At 55.4% G+C, this 18,401-nt stretch carries 17 protein-coding genes and 2 tRNA genes; 10 read left to right on the forward strand and 9 right to left on the reverse strand.

Going from position 1 to position 18,401, the window contains the following annotated elements; all coding sequences use genetic code 11:
- The first annotated feature begins 147 nt into the window (after window positions 1-147).
- Window positions 148-2,529 (forward strand): TonB-dependent receptor, encoded by a 2,382-nt coding sequence (locus AC2VLR_RS08345; protein ID WP_486881717.1) that lies wholly within the window; start codon window positions 148-150, stop codon window positions 2,527-2,529.
- A 138-nt stretch (window positions 2,530-2,667) separates the two neighbouring features.
- Here AC2VLR_RS08345 and AC2VLR_RS08350 read toward each other — a convergent pair.
- The 6 genes from AC2VLR_RS08350 to AC2VLR_RS08375 form a co-directional block, all read right to left on the reverse strand.
- Window positions 2,668-2,743, reverse strand: a tRNA-His gene (locus AC2VLR_RS08350).
- A gap of 61 nt (window positions 2,744-2,804) precedes the next feature.
- Window positions 2,805-3,752, reverse strand: coding sequence for a ribose-phosphate pyrophosphokinase (locus tag AC2VLR_RS08355; RefSeq protein ID WP_101537768.1), 948 nt, complete (start codon window positions 3,750-3,752; stop codon window positions 2,805-2,807).
- Window positions 3,753-3,800: 48 nt separating this feature from the next.
- Window positions 3,801-3,875, reverse strand: a tRNA-Gln gene (locus AC2VLR_RS08360).
- A 5-nt stretch (window positions 3,876-3,880) separates the two neighbouring features.
- Window positions 3,881-4,726, reverse strand: a complete 846-nt coding sequence (gene ispE, locus AC2VLR_RS08365) for a 4-(cytidine 5'-diphospho)-2-C-methyl-D-erythritol kinase (protein WP_486881718.1) — start codon at window positions 4,724-4,726, stop codon at window positions 3,881-3,883.
- A complete protein-coding gene (gene lolB, locus AC2VLR_RS08370; RefSeq protein ID WP_486881719.1) occupies window positions 4,723-5,382 on the reverse strand; it encodes a lipoprotein insertase outer membrane protein LolB in 660 nt (219 codons plus the stop codon). Before lolB ends, ispE begins: the two co-directional genes overlap by 4 nt.
- Window positions 5,379-7,040 carry a tetratricopeptide repeat protein gene (locus AC2VLR_RS08375; protein WP_486881720.1) on the reverse strand — a complete coding sequence of 554 codons (1,662 nt, stop codon included), beginning with the start codon at window positions 7,038-7,040 and terminating at the stop codon, window positions 5,379-5,381. Before AC2VLR_RS08375 ends, lolB begins: the two co-directional genes overlap by 4 nt.
- A 127-nt stretch (window positions 7,041-7,167) precedes the next feature.
- On the opposite strand from AC2VLR_RS08375, the gene hemA reads away from it, so the two are divergent.
- Genes hemA through AC2VLR_RS08400 form a run of 5 tightly spaced genes read left to right on the forward strand, consistent with a single transcriptional unit; the run spans window position 7,168 to window position 13,157 of the window.
- Window positions 7,168-8,430, forward strand: coding sequence for a glutamyl-tRNA reductase (gene hemA / locus AC2VLR_RS08380; protein ID WP_481124201.1), 1,263 nt, complete (start codon window positions 7,168-7,170; stop codon window positions 8,428-8,430).
- Window positions 8,427-9,521 carry a peptide chain release factor 1 gene (prfA, locus tag AC2VLR_RS08385; RefSeq protein WP_486881721.1) on the forward strand — a complete coding sequence of 365 codons (1,095 nt, stop codon included), beginning with the start codon at window positions 8,427-8,429 and terminating at the stop codon, window positions 9,519-9,521. Before hemA ends, prfA begins: the two co-directional genes overlap by 4 nt.
- Window positions 9,514-10,356: a peptide chain release factor N(5)-glutamine methyltransferase gene (prmC, locus tag AC2VLR_RS08390; protein ID WP_486881722.1), complete on the forward strand. Its 843-nt coding sequence runs from the start codon at window positions 9,514-9,516 to the stop codon at window positions 10,354-10,356. The genes prfA and prmC overlap by 8 nt, the downstream gene beginning before the upstream one ends.
- Window positions 10,349-11,161, forward strand: coding sequence for a bifunctional DNA-formamidopyrimidine glycosylase/DNA-(apurinic or apyrimidinic site) lyase (gene mutM, locus AC2VLR_RS08395; RefSeq protein WP_486881723.1), 813 nt, complete (start codon window positions 10,349-10,351; stop codon window positions 11,159-11,161). The genes prmC and mutM overlap by 8 nt, the downstream gene beginning before the upstream one ends.
- A gap of 16 nt (window positions 11,162-11,177) precedes the next feature.
- A complete protein-coding gene (locus AC2VLR_RS08400) occupies window positions 11,178-13,157 on the forward strand; it encodes a dynamin family protein (RefSeq protein WP_486881724.1) in 1,980 nt (659 codons plus the stop codon).
- Here AC2VLR_RS08400 and AC2VLR_RS08405 read toward each other — a convergent pair.
- From AC2VLR_RS08405 to rsmD, 3 genes are read right to left on the reverse strand one after another with little or no spacing between them, the layout of a single operon-like run.
- Window positions 13,141-13,392 carry a YfhL family 4Fe-4S dicluster ferredoxin gene (locus AC2VLR_RS08405; protein ID WP_215842621.1) on the reverse strand — a complete coding sequence of 84 codons (252 nt, stop codon included), beginning with the start codon at window positions 13,390-13,392 and terminating at the stop codon, window positions 13,141-13,143. The genes AC2VLR_RS08400 and AC2VLR_RS08405 overlap by 17 nt on opposite strands.
- A gap of 28 nt (window positions 13,393-13,420) precedes the next feature.
- A complete protein-coding gene (gene coaD, locus AC2VLR_RS08410) occupies window positions 13,421-13,945 on the reverse strand; it encodes a pantetheine-phosphate adenylyltransferase (protein WP_486881725.1) in 525 nt (174 codons plus the stop codon).
- The gene (gene rsmD, locus AC2VLR_RS08415) at window positions 13,942-14,514 is read right to left on the reverse strand and encodes a 16S rRNA (guanine(966)-N(2))-methyltransferase RsmD (protein ID WP_486881726.1); all 573 of its coding nucleotides are present in this window, start codon (window positions 14,512-14,514) and stop codon (window positions 13,942-13,944) included. Before rsmD ends, coaD begins: the two co-directional genes overlap by 4 nt.
- A gap of 116 nt (window positions 14,515-14,630) precedes the next feature.
- Here rsmD and ftsY point away from each other — a divergent pair, with 116 nt between their 5' ends.
- The 4 genes from ftsY (at window position 14,631) to rpoH (ending at window position 18,397) form a co-directional block, all read left to right on the forward strand.
- The gene (ftsY, locus tag AC2VLR_RS08420; protein ID WP_486881727.1) at window positions 14,631-15,827 is read left to right on the forward strand and encodes a signal recognition particle-docking protein FtsY; all 1,197 of its coding nucleotides are present in this window, start codon (window positions 14,631-14,633) and stop codon (window positions 15,825-15,827) included.
- The gene (gene ftsE / locus AC2VLR_RS08425; RefSeq protein WP_486881728.1) at window positions 15,824-16,495 is read left to right on the forward strand and encodes a cell division ATP-binding protein FtsE; all 672 of its coding nucleotides are present in this window, start codon (window positions 15,824-15,826) and stop codon (window positions 16,493-16,495) included. The genes ftsY and ftsE overlap by 4 nt, the downstream gene beginning before the upstream one ends.
- Complete coding sequence (ftsX, locus tag AC2VLR_RS08430; RefSeq protein ID WP_486881729.1) at window positions 16,492-17,400, forward strand: permease-like cell division protein FtsX; 909 nt, start codon at window positions 16,492-16,494, stop codon at window positions 17,398-17,400. The genes ftsE and ftsX overlap by 4 nt, the downstream gene beginning before the upstream one ends.
- Window positions 17,401-17,536: 136 nt before the next feature.
- Window positions 17,537-18,397, forward strand: coding sequence for an RNA polymerase sigma factor RpoH (gene rpoH / locus AC2VLR_RS08435; protein ID WP_486881730.1), 861 nt, complete (start codon window positions 17,537-17,539; stop codon window positions 18,395-18,397).
- The last annotated feature ends 4 nt before the right edge of the window (window positions 18,398-18,401 follow it).

Consider the following 18,401-nt stretch of genomic DNA (forward strand, 5'->3'; position numbering starts at 1 on the left):
CATAAATGTTCACAATAAGAAGATATATGATCATCTGAGAATTTTGGCAGTGTCATCATTCTGTCATCAAAGCTTAATCGTATTGTCATATTACATGTCTATACTTCTGTTCCTTGTTCAATTCAATCGTTGCCAAAGGACATGCGTATGACAGCAAAAAATATTTCGCGAGTAACAACCAGCCTGTTACTCGCACTTTGCGCGTTGCACTCCGATACCTCTCTTGCTGAGCTTGTTACCGCACCCACCCAAAGTGCGGTAGACGACCATGCTTTAAATATAGGGGAAGTATCCAAAGCGGATGGTTCCTCAGTTTATGTAGCTAAAAAATCAGCAGTTCCCAGTAAACGCCAGATATTTCGATCGGGTCTGGCCGAGAAAGTCATTGGTAGAAAGCAGATTGAAGCAGCAGGCCCGGGGGCGTCCGGTAATGAAATGTTAAGTATGGCGCCAGGGGTTAATGTGATCAGCGGTTATACGGCCACAGGCGGCGGCAAAACCCAGATTAGTATCAATGGTGTCAAACAGGGTTGGCACATACCTGGTGGTGCAATTGACGATGGGAGTATCGCCACGACTTTCGATGGTGTACCTATGGCCAATCTGGCCACTGGATTATGGGCTTCTCCCGATGTGAACCAATCATCGCTGATTAGTGGCATTCAACTCACTTACGGACCCGGCAATCCGGAAAACCGCTGGTACAATAGTATCGGCGGTACTATCAACTACATCCCCCTGCAACCCACCAAAAAAGCGGGTGGAAACATTGGCATGTCCTATGGAAGTTATGATTTCAAGAATATTCACTTCGCCATCAACACTGGCGAGCACGACGGCTTTGCTGCAGTAATCGGGGGTGGATCAAGCTCCGGGAACAGTTACTTGAGCGCTCCAGCGGGCTCGATTGTCAGACCGTTCGGCAGTAGTAATATGTCGAGTTACAGTTATGCCTGGTATTTCAAAGGGGTGAAATCGTTTAAAAATGGTAATGTGAGCCTGGGCGCCTATCTGGCAAAAGGGCAGTCTTACAAACCCTTTATGCAGCTTCTTTACCCGATTGAAGGTATTACTATCAATGGGCAGGATGTACATAAAAAACCTATTCCTGGTCCACTCTATAGTCAACAAACGTCCGGATTTTATCGGGCACTACCATATAAGGACGATAGTAATACCTTATGGATGATTTATCAAAAAATCAATGTTGATATTGGTGCGCATACTGAACTGCACAACATGCTGTGGTTTCGTCATGGTGATCGCTTGCATTATCAGATTAGTCGCTTCTTTCCGGAAGATTATGAGTATTATACTCCACACACTAATGCTTATGGAGACAAGCTGAGCTTTGTGACACATCTGCCCTGGAATGAACTGGAGTACGGTGGGTACTTTATCAATGAACGCTATACAGTGGAAAATAATAATTTTCCTTACGGTACTTATGATCCTTCAGCAGCTTTTAAACAAACGTATTTGTATAAAACCTTTGATTCAACTGCTTTGGCGGCATATTTGCAGGACCGTATCTCACCGATCAAGTCTTTGGACATTACTCCTGGAGTTCGCGTCGTAGGCTATCAAACACGCTACACCCCCAACATGTGTGCAGAATCGCCGAGCGCCTGTGCTCTGGATCCTAAGGGTGCTGATGCCAGTCTTCCTGCGTCCTCCAAAAGCTATGAACAAGTAGAGCCCTCGTTGGCGATTAACTGGAGAGCGACTCATCATCTTGCGCTGTTTGCCAGTTATGCAGTGGCGTACAAGACGCCAGGTGCAGCAGATGATGGTGGTGGCGTATTTCAGAGTATCCCAACCAGTGCTTTAAGTCTGGAAAAGGGTCAGGAGTACCAGGCTGGAATGAAATTTCATGTGAAAAGTGCCGCGTATCTACATAATTTCTTCGCGAGTGTGAACTGGTATTTTCTGCATTTTTCGAATCAGTTTATACCTATTACGCTGCCTGACAATTCGGTTATCAATGCTCAGGGAACTTCCGATTATGATGGCGTGAATATTTCTTTAGAAGATGAACCGGTATATTGGTTGCATCTGTTTAGCAACCTGAGCTTTGAGAAAGCAAATTTTACCAATTATACATTGCAAGGTGGAAAATCATACAGTGGTTTGCCCCTGCCTTATGTGCCAGCGCAAACGGCCAATGTGGGATTATATACCCAGAACTACATCGCAGGGATAGATTTAGAGCCCCGGTTGTGGATGACGTACACTGGCCCGCAGGCGGTGTTTGACTCTATTACGAATGCACCATCTCCAGATATCAAAATGCCGGCGTTCACCTTGGTGAATTTTTCTTTAGGTGCGAAAGTGCCGGTGCACCTTATGGGGATGAAGTACGTCAGCAGTAAGCTGGAAATCATGAACCTGCTAGGCCGAAAATATAATAGGTATGTGCAGGTGGATAGCGGTAGTTCTGGGCAATTCGGGCCTCTAGGTGCAGGAGCCCTGGTTGGTTATGCGGGGGCACCGAGACTGGTTTACTTTAGCGTTTCTGCAAAGTTCTAGTTAGCGAGGTATAGATGCAGAGGTTTTGTTCATCAATATCTCTGCTTGCCTGCGTTTGGTTGCAAGATGTCTGATTTTACTTCAAGGATCAAATCGCCAGATGAAAATATTTGCCAATGAGATTTGAGTGATTTTATATGGGGTGGCTGACGGGGCTCGAACCCGCGACAACCGGAATCACAATCCGGGACTCTACCGACTGAGCTACAGCCACCATAATAATGAATCGAGATAATACAACGGGAAGGGCCTCGCCGCAAGGCGAAAAACCCGGATCAATCCATGAACAGGGAGCTGACGGAATCTTCTTCGGCAATACGACGGATGGTTTCAGCCATCAGTTCGGCGACGGACAGTACCCGGATTTTGGGACTCTCCTGAGCCTCTTTGCTGAGAGGGATGGTATCGGTCACGACCAGTTCATCCAGTTCGGAGCGGGCAATACGTTCCATGGCCGGGCCAGACAGCACCGGGTGCGTACAATAGGCACAGACCTTGACCGCCCCTTGGGCTTTGAGCGCATGGGCTGCCTCGCAAAGGGTGTTGGCGGTATCCACCATGTCATCAACCAGTACGCAGGTGCGACCTTGCACATCGCCGATGATGTTCATGACTACGGACTCGTTGGGACGGGGGCGGCGTTTGTCGATGATAGCCAGATCTACTTCGAGACGTTTGGCAATGGCCCGGGCACGGACTACACCACCCACATCGGGGGAGACCACAATCAGCTCTGGATAGCTTTTGCGCCAGATATCTCCCAGGAGGATGGGTGAGGCATAAATATTATCCACAGGCACATCAAAAAATCCCTGAATCTGATCAGCATGCAGGTCCATGGTCAACACCCGGTTGGCGCCGGCACTGGTAATAAGGTCGGCCACCAGTTTGGCGGTGATGGCCGTCCGCGAACGGGATTTGCGGTCCTGGCGGGCATAGCCGAAATAGGGCATGGCCGCAGTGATGCGATTGGCAGAAGCACGCTTCAGGGCATCAATCATGGTGAGTAATTCCATGAGATGATCGTTGGTGGGTGCGCAGGTAGGCTGGAGCACAAATACATCCCGCCCCCGCACATTTTCCAGGATTTCCACAAACACTTCGCCATCACTAAAAGAGCTGACTTCAGCGCGACCCAGGGGGATTTGCAGAAAGCGGGCCACTTGGGCAGCCAGTACAGGATTGGCGTTTCCACTGAACACCATAAGGTTGCCATGGGCCATGTGATGTCATTCTCTCTTAGCAGGTGGCAAAACAGTCCGAGGACAATTTGGCTGGGGCGCCAGGGATCGAACCTGGGAATGCCGGAATCAAAATCCGGTGCCTTACCGCTTGGCTACGCCCCACTAAATCAATGCTCGGCAGGATCATACAAGGGATGCTGATTTAACCCTTTGACCGCCCAGGACCGCCACGATGGAGGCACCTGACTGGCGATGTTCCGGGCACTTTCAGCATCTTCGGCAACCCCGAAAACACAGGCACCGCTGCCCGTCAAACGAACATCCCGCAAACTCTGGCTGTGCAGCCAGTGAATGGCAAGTTCGACTTCCGGGTAACGGGTACATACGGTGCTTTCGAGGGTGTTGTTCATGGCCCCGCCGAGAAACGCGCCTATTGTGCTGGGCGGGTGCTGTCGTGTCAATTCTGGCGCCGTAAAAATTTCCCGGGTGCTGACCGCAATGCCGGGATGCAAGAGAACATAATGGGATTCGGGCAGATTCTCCAGAGCGGTTAACTGTTCACCGATGCCTTCCGCCCAGGCGCTACGCCCGAAAATGAAAATCGGCACATCGGCGCCCAATTGTTTTCCCAAGGTCATCAATTCTTCGCGGCTATAACCGGTGCGCCAGAGGCGATTGAGCACGATCAGGGTACTGGCCGCATCGGAGGAACCGCCGCCAATCCCCCCCCCCAGCGGCAGCACCTTGTGCATGTGAATATGGACGCCTTCACGGATGCCGGCACTTTCCATCAGCAATCGGGCGGCACGAATGGTGAGATCATCGGCTTCACTGACGCCTTCAGCGCCGCCAGTGCGGGAAAAATGCCCCGGTGGCTGTGAGCTGAATTGCAACTGATCGGCCAAATCAATGAACTGAAAAACCGTCTGGAGTTCATGGTAGCCGTCAGGGCGCTGGCCAATGACCCGGAGCATCAGGTTCAATTTGGCCGGGGCAGGATAGCTGATGTTCATGGCTGCGCGCTACGGCCCATTTGCCAGTGGGTAATAGCCATGCGCAAAGCGATGCCATCGGGACCATTGGCCTGTAATAATTGCGGCATGGTCAGTCCACCGACTGGAGCATAGTGTAGATAATGCACCTGCCAGGGACCGCTGCGGAGGATTTGCGGCAATCCTGCAGCGTTATTAATGACGGTACTGCTGTTGCCGGGTAAGCCCAGCATCCAGTCCGGCAGTTCCCGGGCGGGCAGGGAAACATGCAGCACCATGCCTAACAGAGTCGACAAATTTTGGGCTTGGCGATGCTCGCCGTTAATGGTTTCCAGGTGGGCTCCGGTAGCATCTACGGTGATACGCGCTACGGTTCTGCCCAATGGGTCGTAAATGGACAGCTTCTGAAGCTGAGGGGATTGTTCCCAGCGAAAGCCAAAGCTTTCATGGGTTTTGGGCGTGCTGAGAGCCGCTTCGCCACTGGCCCGCCAGTATTTCAGACTGGTAATCACCTGATTACGCTCGCTGGTAGGGAGCAGGGTGGAGGGGCCGGGGTGGATGGGCGTCACAGTGGCACAGCCTGCCAGGATCAGCCCCAGAAGAGATCCCGCCAAAAAGCGGGGCAGGGACGATCTGGTCGAGGCCCGAGCAGGGATTTTAGGAAAAATTGATCTCATGGCTGGCGGGAAAGTTCCTGGCGGAGAGAAGCGTCATTGGGGTTTTTATCCAGCGCCTGTTGCCAGGCGTCGCGGGCTTTCTGATATTGACCCAGTGCCCACAGGACGCGTCCCAGATGCAGGCTCAGTTCGGGGTCGTCGGGCAGGGCCTGATGGGCCTTTTGCAGATATTCCAGGGCTTTTTGATTGTCGCCCTGGCGATGGTGGAGCCAGCCGATGCTATCAAGAATTTCCGGGTTGTCCGGTTCCAGAGTAATGGCCTTGTGCAGAAGTTTGCCGGCTTCAGCCAGATCCTGATTTCTTTCTACCAGGCTGTAGCCGAGAAAATTGTAAGCCTGGGCATTATCGGGAGCGAGGCGGATCACCTGATGCATGGATTTCTCCATGGCCGGGTAATCCTGAAGTTGTTCCTGTACGGCACCCTGGGCATACCAGAGTTCGGCACTGTCTGGCAGATGTTCCAAGGCTTTCTGGATAATCTGCAAGGCTTGCTGAGGCTGACCGCTGCTTTGCAGCAGATCTGCCTGAAGCAGAGGGATCTGAACCTCTTGAGGGTGTGCCGCTGCGATTTTTTGCAGATGATCCAGCGCTTTTTGGTGATCCCCCAGCAGGTATTCCACCCGGGCGCTGCGAAGTTCTACATCGGAATACAAGGGACCGGAGTGAATCCGCTGATACCATTGCAGGGCTTCGGCCCAATGGCCCTGGGCCTCATACAGCCTGCCCAGGTAATAAATGGGCGCAGGAGATTGGGGGGCGAGATCGCGCGCGCGCTGGAGCTGGCTTTCGGCGGCTTGCCAATGCTGTCGCTCCATTTCCATGATGCCCAGAGACAAGGCAATTTCCGGATTTTCGGGATTTTGCCGGGCCATCTGTTGATACAGCCGATAAGCCTGGGTCAGGCCTCCCATTTTCAGATACAAAGCCGCCAGATACTGATGTGCCAGGGTCGCATCGGGATGGCTGGCGGTAAAAGACTGGATGCTGTGCAGGGCGACCGTCGGGCCTTGGGTGGCTTGCAGGGCCTCCGCCAGATGAATGGCTGCTTCCTGCCAATCAGGGCGCAGGCTGAGGGCTTTCTCCAGCCAGGGGATAGCGTGATCGGGCTTGTTTTCCATCAGATCAATCCGGCCCAGAGTGTAATAGGCGCTGGCCGAATGGGGATCCTTGTCTGCCAGAGCGGTCAATAATCGCCGGGCTTCGCCGCTTTGTCCGTGGGCAATGAGTAATTCGGAGAGTTGCAAAATGATTTTTGGATCATTGGGGAAGCGTGCCAGTGTCGCCTGGAGCAGTTGTATGGCTTGTTGTTCCTGACCCTTGGTCAGCAGCAGGGCAGCCTCGAACTGGTCAGCCTTGGCGCTGTCCGGCGCCAGCTCCCGCCAGTGCTTGACCAGCTTCAGGGCGTCGTCAAAGTCACCAAAGCGGGCGGTGACCTGGGTGGCACGTTCCAGCACATTGGCTTCAGGAGCGAGTTTGGCGGCCTCGTTCCATGCCGGTATGGCCAGCCTGGGTTCTTTTTGGGTGGTCGCAAATTCGGCGACCAGCAGGTAATACAACTGTTCGCCGGTCATTCCCGCGCTGCTGGTATCGGCCAGGGCTTTTCCGGCGATGAGGCCAAGCAGTACTCCTGCGACCATAGCGCCCAGCTTACTCCTCATGCCCTCATGCTCCGGATCAACCCATTTCAGCAGGCACAATAACTGCTGGCGAAGCGGCTTGCAATCCTGAGCGCGGTCGGCGACAATTCAGCCCCTCCAACGTCGCTCTGCAGGGACGGTTGCTGCCATTTTCTGTTTTGGTTTAAGTCATCATACGGCTCCGATTGCGGTTCGGGAAAAGGTTGCCTTTTCTCCGGAATCTCTGGCTGTGGCCCATCGTGATCTACTCGATCAGGGGCTCGCCAAGGAAGCGCTGATTGTGTCTACCTGCAATCGCACCGAGATTTACGTCCATGGTGGTCATGGCCTGAATCGTCAGGCACTGCAGAATTGGCTGAGTGCTTTCCATCAAATTGATCCCCGCTCCCTGGATGGGCATGTGTACCACTCCAGCGATGCCGAAGCCGTTCGTCATTTGTTTCGGGTAGCCTGCGGCCTGGATTCCATGATCATTGGCGAACCCCAGATTCTGGGGCAGGTGAAAGACGCCTATCAGGTGGCTGCGGATACGGCTTCGGCGGGTCCGGTACTGAATCGTCTGCTGCACTGGACTTTTCGGGTGGCCAAACGGGTGCGCTCGGAAACGGCGATTGGTTCTGCACCGGTCAGTGTGGCCTATGCGGCGGTCAGTCTGGCCAAGCAGTTGCTGGGTGGCCTGGAAGGCCGTTCGGTATTGCTGATTGGTGCCGGAGATACTATCGAACTGGTCGCCACCCATTTGCGCGAGCATGGTGTCAGCACTTTTTCCGTCGCCAATCGTAGCCCGGAACGGGGAGAACAACTGGCGAGCAAGTTTGCCGGTAATGCCCATGCGCTGGAAATGATCCCCAGCCTGCTCCATGAGGTGGATGTGGTGGTGAGCTGCACGGCCAGTACCCAGCCCATCGTCAGTCGGGAGGCAGTATCGGCCGTCATGGCCCAGCGTGAACGTGGTGATTTGATGCTCGTGGATCTGGCGGTGCCCAGAGATATTGCCCCCGAGGTGGAAAGCATTGAAAAGTGTTACCTCTACACCCTGGATGATCTGAATGATATCGCCCAGGCGGGAATGCGCGCCCGGCGCGAAGCCGCTGCAGCCGCTGAACTGATTATTGCCGATGAAGTCAGTCAATTTCAGCAGTGGCGGGAAAGTCTCGACGTGGTTCCGGCCATCCGCCGTTTGCGCGATCACGTCGAAGAACGTCGTCAAGACGAAGTGCGGCGTTTCCAGCACTACCTGGATCAGGGTCAGGATCCTCACGCGGTCCTCGACGCCTTTTCCAAAGCCTTAATGAATAAAGTCCTGCATGACCCCATTGCGACCCTGCGGCAACCCTGTCAGGAAGCCACCAATGAGAGTCTGGTCGCTGCTCTGGATATTCTGTTTCATCTCAGTGACGCCGAAGGATGAGTCTCAGCCCGCGCTTGCAGGGCCAGCTGGAGCAATTGGCCTTCCGCTTTGAAGAATTGAGCCAAATGCTGGCCAGCCCTGATTTGCTCAATGACGCCCAGCGCTTTCAGACACTTTCCCGTGAGCTGGGCGAAATCAGCCCCATACTCGATTTGTTGCGTCGCCACGAACAACGTCAGCGGGATCATGACGAAGCCGAAAAAATGCTGCTGGACGAACGGGACCCCGATGTGCGGGAAATGGCTCATGATGAACTGGCCGCTGCACGGCATGATCTGGAGGCCCTGGAAGAATCCTTACGCTTGCGCCTGTTACCCAAAGATCCCAATGATGAGCGCAATGTTTTTGTGGAAATTCGCGCGGGTACAGGCGGGGAAGAGGCGGCCCTCTTTGCCGGAGACCTGTTGCGCATGTACACCCGCTATGCCGAAAATCAGGGTTTTACGGTACTGTTGTTGTCTGCCTCGGAATCCGAGCGGGGCGGTTACAAGGAGGCAGTGCTGGAAATCAGTGGACGCGGTGCCTATTCCCGGCTCAAGTTTGAATCCGGTGGGCATCGGGTCCAGCGCGTGCCGGAAACCGAAGCCCAGGGCCGCATCCATACTTCTGCCTGTACGGTGGCGGTATTGCCGGAAGTGGATACGGTCAGTGAAATCACCATCAACCCGGCAGATCTGCGCATTGATACTTTTCGTGCCAGTGGCGCTGGTGGTCAGCATATCAACAAGACTGACTCGGCCATCCGGATTACCCATATCCCTTCAGGTCTGGTGGTGGCCTGCCAGGAAGATCGTTCCCAGCATAAGAACCGCGCCCGGGCCATGGCCTTGCTGCAAGCCCGGCTCCTGGAAATGGAACAGGAAAAGCAGCAGAGCAGTGCCGCCCAAACCCGGCGTCTGCTGATTGGTTCGGGGGATCGTTCCGAACGGATTCGCACCTACAATTTTCCCCAGGGGCGTCTGACCGATCATCGCATCAATCTCACCCTTTACCGGCTGGAAGCCATTCTGGCGGGAGATCTCGATGCGGTCATTGAACCCCTGATCAAGGAATACCAGGCCGATTTGCTGCAAAATCTGGGTGATGACTAGTTTTCAGGAGTACCAACGCTGGATGAGTGCGCAGTTGGCGACAGTGTCCGATCAGCCCGCCCAGGAAGCCCGCTGGCTGATGGCCCGGAGTCTGGGGCTGCGCCCTGCCGAGTTGCTGGTCAATGCCCATCAATTCCTGAGTTCTGATCAGAAAAATGGCTTGCAAAAGCGGCTGGATGAACGCCTACGGGGCGTGCCTCTGGCTTACTGTCTGGGTGAATGGTCTTTTTACGGGCTGGATCTGGAGGTGAATACGGCCGTCCTGATACCACGTCCTGATAGCGAGTTGCTGATCCATCTGGCGCTGGCGGAAACTGCTGGAGATAATACCCTGCAGATTCTGGATCTGGGTACGGGGTCTGGCGCATTGGCTCTGGCAATGGCCGTGGCCCGACCCCAGGCCCGGGTTTTTGCGGTGGAGCAAAGTCCGGAGGCACTGGCCGTGGCCCGGCGCAATGGCGAGAAACTGGGGGCAAAGGTAGAGTGGCTGGAAGGGGATTGGTTCACGCCCCTGGATCCGACCCTGCGTTTTGACTTGATCGTGTCCAATCCGCCCTATCTTGCCAGTGCCGACCCCCATTTGCCGGAACTGCAGCATGAACCCCTGGCGGCGCTGGTGGCCGGACCCAGTGGCCTGGAGTGTCTGGAAAGCATCATTCAGGGTGCCGGGAAGCACTTGCATCCCGGCGGTCAAATTTTCCTGGAGCATGGCTGGGAACAGGGGGCTGCCGTGCGCAAGGTCTTGCACGCCCAGGAGTTTCAGCAGGCGCAGACCCATGCGGACATCGCCGGCCGGGAACGGGTGACGACCGCCAGGAGTCCGAATCATGCCTGAACTGCCAGAGGTGGAAGTCACCCGCTTGGGTATCAGTCCCCACCTCGTCGGAAAAACCCTGCAGGGGGCCATTGTCCGTGAACCACGTCTGCGTCTCGCCGTAAATCCTGATCTGGATGCCCGCATCGCCGGTCAGCCGCTCCGGCAAATACGCCGGCGCGGCAAATATTTGCTGCTGGATCTCGATAGTGGCAGCATTTTGGTGCATCTGGGTATGAGTGGTCACTTGCGGGTACTCCCCCGGGAAACCCCGGTAGTCAAGCATGATCATGTGGACCTGCTGTTCACCCAGGACATCTGCTTGCGCTTTCATGATCCCCGGCGTTTTGGTGTATTGTGCTGGCTGGAAGCCGCCGATGCCCACCCGCTGATCTCCCGCCTAGGGCTGGAACCTCTGGGGCCGGAGTTTTCCGGAGATTACCTCTACGCCCTCAGCCGCCAGCGCCAGATTCCGGTCAAGGCTTTTTTGATGGATGCCCATCTGGTGGTGGGTGTGGGGAATATTTACGCCAATGAGGCCCTGTTTGACGCGGGCATCGATCCCTGCCGTCCGGCCGGGCGGATTTCACTGGAGCGCTACCGGCGTCTGGCCGAAGCAGTGCGCAGGGTGCTGGAGGCGGCGATTCAGCAGGGCGGCACCACGCTGCGGGATTTTACCCGACCGGATGGCAGAAACGGCTATTTTCGACTATCTCTGGCGGTATACGGACGAGAAGGACAAGCCTGTATCCGCTGCGGAAAAATCTTGCAGGGAATACGCATCGGAGGGCGGGCAACGACTTATTGTTCCCATTGTCAGCATTAAAACCAGGGAGTGAATAATGAGCGCTGCGCAGTCGATGACCCAATCCCCCATTCTGGAAGGCCTTTCGGCGTTAAATCGTTGGCGGCAAGATCTGGTTGGCGGCCTGCATGAAATGGCAGCACTCACGGCCGATCTGGGCTTGCTGCCCAGTGGCACAATGCTGCAATTGGAAACCCTGGCTTATGATACGGAACAGGACAGTTTGCGCATCGCCTTTGTCGGAGAATTTTCCCGGGGCAAGACCGAACTAATCAATGCCCTGTTTTTTTCCGACATGGGGCAACGGCTTCTGCCCTCCAGTTCCGGTCAGACCACCATGTGTCCCGTGGAAATTCGCGGAGCGCCCCAGGGACGTCCCGGACTGCAGCTTTTGCCCATAGCCAGTCGCAGTCTGGATGTCAGTATTGAAAAGCTCAAAAAAGCGGGTAGTGCCTGGCGCAAGTTTCCCTTGTCCCTGGAGGACAAAAAAGAGCGCTCCGAGTCTCTGGCGCATCTGACGGAAACCGTCTGCGTAGCCGTAGAAGATGCCCGTCGCATCGGTCTTTGTCCGCCCCTGAATCGGACCCCTAAAAGTCGCGAGCGTACCGTCTGCCCTTCCTGCGGATTGGGCAAGGTGCTGATTCCCCGCTGGCGGCATGCCATTCTTTATCTGGCCCATCCGGTTTTGGATGCGGGCCTGACCGTGCTGGATACACCCGGCCTGAATGCGATTGGTGCGGAACCCGAGCTGACTTTCAGTATGCTGGCCGACGCCGACGCCATCGTCTTTCTGTTGGGGGCGGATACCGGGGTGACGCAAAGCGATCTAATGATCTGGGACCAGTATCTGCTGCGCAATGCCCATCAAAAACAAATTGTACTCCTGAACAAAATTGATGCCCTTTGGGACGAGTTGCGAGACTGGGACGATATTCAACAGGAAATTGCCCGGCAGGTGGAAAATACCGCGACCCGCTTGCGGATCAGTCCCGCCCAGGTTATTCCGGTGTCCGGCCAGAAAGGCTTGGTGGCGCGCATCCGTCAGGACGCCGATCTGCTGCAACGCAGTGGCATGGCCGAGTTGGAACGATCCATTGTGGACGTACTGCTTCCGGCACGCCATCAAGCCATCAAGGATAAATGCCGGACCCAGATCGAAAGAGCGGTTCTCGATCAAAAAAACATCCTTCAGGATCAGCGCCATCGGTTACTGGCACAAATGGAAAGTGTGCAGAGCCTCAAGGACCGTACCGCCGAAAAAATCCCTAAACTGGTAGAGCAGCATCAGTTGCTGCTGAAAAACTTTGAAGCTGACCGGCAGGCGTTTGAAGAGAAAAAAACCCGGTTCCGCCAGGCGGTTGAAGAAGCGTTGTTGATTCCGTTGGCGCCCAATAGCTTCGACCTGGTCATCAGCAATGCCAAGGCCGAAATGCTCTCGGCCTGGACTACCGCCGGGATTGTGGAGCGCTTCCGGCAGTTTTTCAGTGAAGCCATTGCCCACTTTGACCGGGCTCTGGAGGGCGCGCAAAAAGTATCGGCCATGGTGGCCGAAGAATACCAGGCATTGCAGAAGCGCTATCGTCTGCCGCCCTTGCGAGCGGTACCCTATGCCATGATGCCCAGACGCGCGGAATTAATGGATATGTCGGAAAACTATGAGCGTTTTGGCATGATGCTGGAAATCGCGGTAAATACCCAAAGCGCGGTGGTGCGCAAGGCGTTTCTGACCGTGGCCAGCCGCACCCGGGACTTTGTCGTGGAAACCCGCCGCGAAGCCGAAAACTGGGTGGATGAAATCATGGCCGTCATGAACCAGCAGCTCCAGCTCTTTCACCAGAATGCCGAAGATGAACTGAATGCATTGCAGAATATTGCCACGACGATGGGTAATATTGACACCCGTGTACAGCAGCTGGAGCAGAATATTGCTGAAATACAGGCGCAAAGTGACCGGCTGGACCGCCACTCTGCACCTCTGTTGAGCCTGCTTCGGGAACCCTTCAGGCCTGTCCGGTAAGCTGCAGGAACTTGTCTTGCAATTGCTCGGGGGACTCCGCATGTTCGGGGTCCTTGCTGATGCAATCAACCGGGCATACTTCCATGCACTGGGGGGTGTCGTAATGCCCCACACACTCTGTACAGAGATTGGGATCAATCACATAAATATGCGGACCCATGCTGATGGCGCTGTTGGGACATTCGGGTTCACAGACATCGCAGTTGATACAGTTGTCATCAATACGCAGAGACATGCCTTACTCCTTGGACCAATTCTATATTCTACTTTCCTGAAGGAGGGTGGTCCACCCTGTCACTGAACTGCTGTTTCAGGGCCTGGGCCACGGCAGGCTGGACAAAGGCGCTGACATCGCCGCCCAGGCGACTGATTTCCCGGACCAGGCTGGAAGAAAGGAAGGTATGTTGGTCGGAAGTCATCAAAAACAGCGTTTCAATCTGGGCATCCATGCGTCGATTGATGGAAGCCAGCTGAAACTCGTGCTCAAAATCCGAAATGGCCCGCAGGCCCCGCAAAATCAGGTGGGTTTTTTCTTCCTCCAGGAGATGAATCAGCAAACCCGAAAAAGCACGCACCCGGACTCCCGGTATGCCAGCCAGTGTTTCCCGGGCCAGAGCGACCCTACCCTCTAAAGAAAATATGGGATTTTTAGGTGTTTCCGCCGCGATGGCGACCACGACTTCATCAAATAGCAGGGCGGCACGGCGCACCAGATCTTCGTGCCCGTGGGTGATGGGATCAAAAGTGCCGGGATAAATGATGCGTCTTGGCTGGGTTGAGCTATTCATGCCTTGTCCATATTCTCCTGCTGCTTGCAGTACAAAGTATAAAAGGTCTCGCCACAATGGCCGTGCCGATAGGTTTGCCAGCCGGTCGGAATGTCTGCTTCCTGCCATTGCTCGGCTGCCGAGCTTTCCAGGTACAGCCAGCGAGGGGTGGGGAAGGTGGCCGTGGTACGCAACGCACCGGCCAGACGGCGGGGCCAACCCTGATCAAAGGGCGGGTCCGCAAACACTATATCAAAGGGGCGGGGATCCTGCTGCAGATAAACCAGCGCATCCTTGCCGGCCAACTGGCTCTCGGCCATCCCGCAGGCCTGCAGGTTGCGTAACAACAGAGTGCGATGTTGCGGATTTTTTTCCACAAAAACCACTTCTCCGGCATTGCGTGACCAGGCCTCCAGGCCCAGGGCGCCGCTGCCGGCAAACAGGTCCAGTACCCGCGCTCCGGCAACCGCTCCCCCCAACCAGTTAAACAGGCGTTCCCGAACGATTCCCGGGGTGGGCCTGACGCCGGGCCCGGAAGGAGTCAGCAAGCTGCGCCCCCGACAACGCCCCGCTATAATCCGCACCGTCATGCAGATCCCCGCCGGGATTTGCCCGCATAACAGGGGATTTGTGCCTGTGCATTGTTCGGCAGGCGGCTTCGGTGGATAATGCCATAGATCATGATATTTGAGGTTCTGCAAACTCGATGGTTTTTAACTGGTTCAAGCGTAACAAAAGCCCTTCTCCGGAGGAACAGAGCAAGGCTGCTGAAAGCCCTGCCATTCCCCAGGAGGTTGAAGAAGCTTTCGAAAATGCTGTTCGCGAAGAAGCGGAGCCAGCGGACCAATCACCAGAAGCGGAAGACGATCTTTCTTCGTCATCGCTGCCAGAACCAGCAGCAGAAGCCATAACGGACGTACCTGCAGCGGATACGTTGCCCCAGCCGGTAGAGGGCAGTGTTCCCTCCACCAATGCCCCCAAAAGTATGTTTGCACGTCTGCGCGAGGGCCTGAGTCGCAGTCGGGAACAGTTGACAGAAGGTGTTGGCCGACTCGTTCTCGGTAAGAAAGTCATCGACGATGAATTGCTGGAAGATCTAGAAGCCCTGCTTTTGCAGGCCGATCTGGGCTCAGCGGCGACCCGGGAAATCATGTTGGCCGTGACTGAAAAAGTTCGTCGCAAAGAGTTGACAGACCCCGCCGTACTCAAAAAAGCCCTGCGCAGTGCCCTGCTGGACATTCTGCAACCCCGCGCCGAAACCTGGGCGCCGGAAAAAGGCCGAACCCAGGTGCTGATGATGGTCGGCATCAATGGCGCGGGAAAAACCACGACTACCGGTAAACTCGCCGCGCGCTGGAAAGCCGAGGGTTTTTCCCTGGTACTTGCTGCGGGTGACACCTTCCGGGCGGCAGCGGTGGAGCAATTACAAGGATGGGGCCAGCGGGTACAGGTGCCGGTGGTTGCCCAGGGAACCGGCGCCGATAGTGCCTCGGTGATTTTTGATGCCTTTACCGCCGCCCGCGCCCGGGACGCCGATCTGCTCATAGCCGATACGGCCGGCCGTCTGCACACCCAGAACCATTTGATGGAAGAACTTAAAAAGGTCAAGCGGGTACTGGGCAAGCAGGATCCGGATGCTCCCCATCAGATCTGGCTGGTGCTGGATGCCGGCACCGGACAGAATGCTCTCAATCAGGCCCAGCAGTTTCACGAGGCTGTTGGCCTGACCGGTATTTGTATTACCAAGCTGGATGGAACCGCCAAGGGCGGGGTGGTGGCCGCTATTGCCAAGGCCCTGCCTATTCCGATTCGCTATATCGGCATGGGTGAGCAGGTGGCCGATCTGCGCCCCTTTGATCCCGAGTCTTTTGTGGATGCTCTCTTCGCGGAGTCGAAGTCATGATTGAATTCATCAATGTTACCAAGCACTATCCCGGTCGCCATCATGTCCTCCGCGAGCTGAATCTCAAGCTTCCGACTGGACAGATGGCCTTGCTGACCGGCCCTTCCGGAGCCGGCAAAAGTACCTTGCTGAAATTGTTGCTGCGTCTGGAAGATGTGAGCCACGGTACGTTGATGGTCAATGGTGTGGATGTGTCGACCCTGAAAAAACGCCACATCCCTGCTTATCGGCGGCGCATCGGCGTGGTTTTTCAGGATCACAAATTACTGATGGATCGCGATGTGTTCAGCAATGTCGCCCTGACCCTGCAGGTCAGCGGGGTGAATGCCAAGCAGATTCAAAGCCGGGTGCGTGCTGCCCTGGAAAAAGTCGGTCTGGGTAACCGGATTCACAACATGCCGGCGACCCTGTCGGGAGGAGAGCAGCAGCGGGTGGGTATTGCCCGGGCTATTGTCCATACCCCGGAAATCCTTCTGGCCGATGAACCGACCGGCAATCTGGACGGTTCCTTGAGCACGGAAATTCTCGATATGTTCCAGGACTTTCATCAACATGGCACCACTGTTCTGGTGGCAACCCACGATCAGGCTCAGGTCGAGCGTCTGGGACTGCCGGTATTTCATCTGGAGCAAGGCATGCTGCAAAATTCTCAGGAGAAATCCGCGTGAGTGCCATACATATTCGTCTGGAAGCCGCCCAAAACGCCCTGCACACCCTGGTCAAGCAGCCACTGGCGACGCTGATGACCATTTTCGCTCTGGCTATTGTGCTGGCGCTCCCCGTTGGTCTTTTTGCCGCCTTGAATAATCTCCAGCAATTGCTGGGGCAGTGGCGGGACCAGGCGCAGATTTCCCTGTTTCTGCATCAAGACGCCACCGAGCAGGATGTCCAGCAACTGCAGAAACAGCTCCAGAGCAGTGCCGGGGTCGTCAATGTCCGCTATGTGGGTAAGTCTGCAGCCCTCCAGGAATTTGAGAAAAATGCCGGCATGACCGCAGCTATCAAGATTCTCGGTGAAAATCCCCTGCCGGCTTCCTTCATTGTCGAGTTGAACCCCTTGTCCGAAAGCCCCGCTGCCTTGCAGGCGCAGATCCAGGCTTGGGCGCGCTTGCCCGGCGTTGCCAGCGCCCAGTCGGATTTACATTGGGTGGCGCGCCTCCAGGCGATTCTCGCCCTGGGAAAAACCGCGGTCTGGATTCTCGCCATCATGTTGGCCGTTGGCGCCATTCTGGTCATGGGCAATACCATTCGTTTGCATATTGCCCAGCGCCGCGATGAAATCGATATTGCCAGTCTGGTGGGGGGCACCCGCGCTTTCATCCGCCGCCCATTTCTCTATCAAGGGCTGATTCAGGGCGCTATTGCCGGTGTTCTGGCCTGGATCATCATCGCCATTACCATTGCGATTTTGCAGGGGCCGGTAGATCGTCTGGCTACCCTCTACGGCACGCGCTTTGAACTTTTGGGGCTGACGGGCCTGGAAGGATTGATCCTGATTGCCATCAGCGCCATTCTCGGCTGGCTGGGTTCCCGACTTGCCGTGGGTCAACATCTCGACCATACTTTTTCTTAAAAGGGCAGAAAGCTCTTGAAAAGGCTTTCCATGATCGCCATCTACTAAACAAGTAGTGTCTGTGCACTGTTTTGAGCTTGGAACTTACGGCAGATATTGAGAGTCCAAGGTATCATGATATTCATGAGGACAAAATATGAATGAACTTGCTATAGCCAGTAGGGACTTGGTCAGCACCGACGGTCTGGCGGCTTACTTGCGTTTCGTCAATGCCCAGCCGATGCTGGAGCCGGAAGAGGAACGTGATCTGGCTCTGCGACTGCGCGATCATGATGATGTCGAGGCGGCCAAATCCCTGGTACTCAGTCACCTGCGTTTCGTGGTACGCATTGCCCGGGGCTACCGGGGTTATGGCCTTCAGGAGGCGGACCTGATTCAGGAGGGTAATATTGGCCTGATGAAAGCGGTCAAACGCTATGATCCGGATCATGGTGTGCGCCTGGTTTCCTTTGCCGTGCATTGGGTCAAGGCAGAAATACATGAGTTCATTTTGCGTAACTGGCGGATCGTCAAAGTGGCGACCACCAAAGCCCAGCGCAAGCTGTTCTTTAACCTGCGTTCCAGTCGTACCCATACCGGTTGGTTGAGTGGCGAGGAAAGTGCCGCCATTGCCGAAGATTTGGGCGTCACCCAGGAACAGGTGCTGGAAATGGAAGGACGCATGACCGGCCATGATTATTCTCTGAACATGGAGCCCGATGAAGAGAGCGGGAATTCCCGGGTGATGGAACTGGCCGATCCTGCGGATTCCACGGTGGATCAACTGTTTGACCGGGATTGGGATGACCATCAGCATGCTGCCTTGCAACGTGCGTTGTCGGCCCTGCCTCAGCGGGATCGCTATATTATCGAAAACCGCTGGCTCAGTGAGGACCCCAAGACCTTGCAGGTGCTCGGCGATGAGCTGGGGGTTTCCGCCGAACGTATACGTCAGCTGGAAAAAAGCAGCATGGGCAAGTTGCGTCAGAAAATGCTGGCACTGAGTTCTGCGGCCTGAGTAA

Source organism: Acidithiobacillus sp. TH-A117 (genome assembly GCF_057473465.1).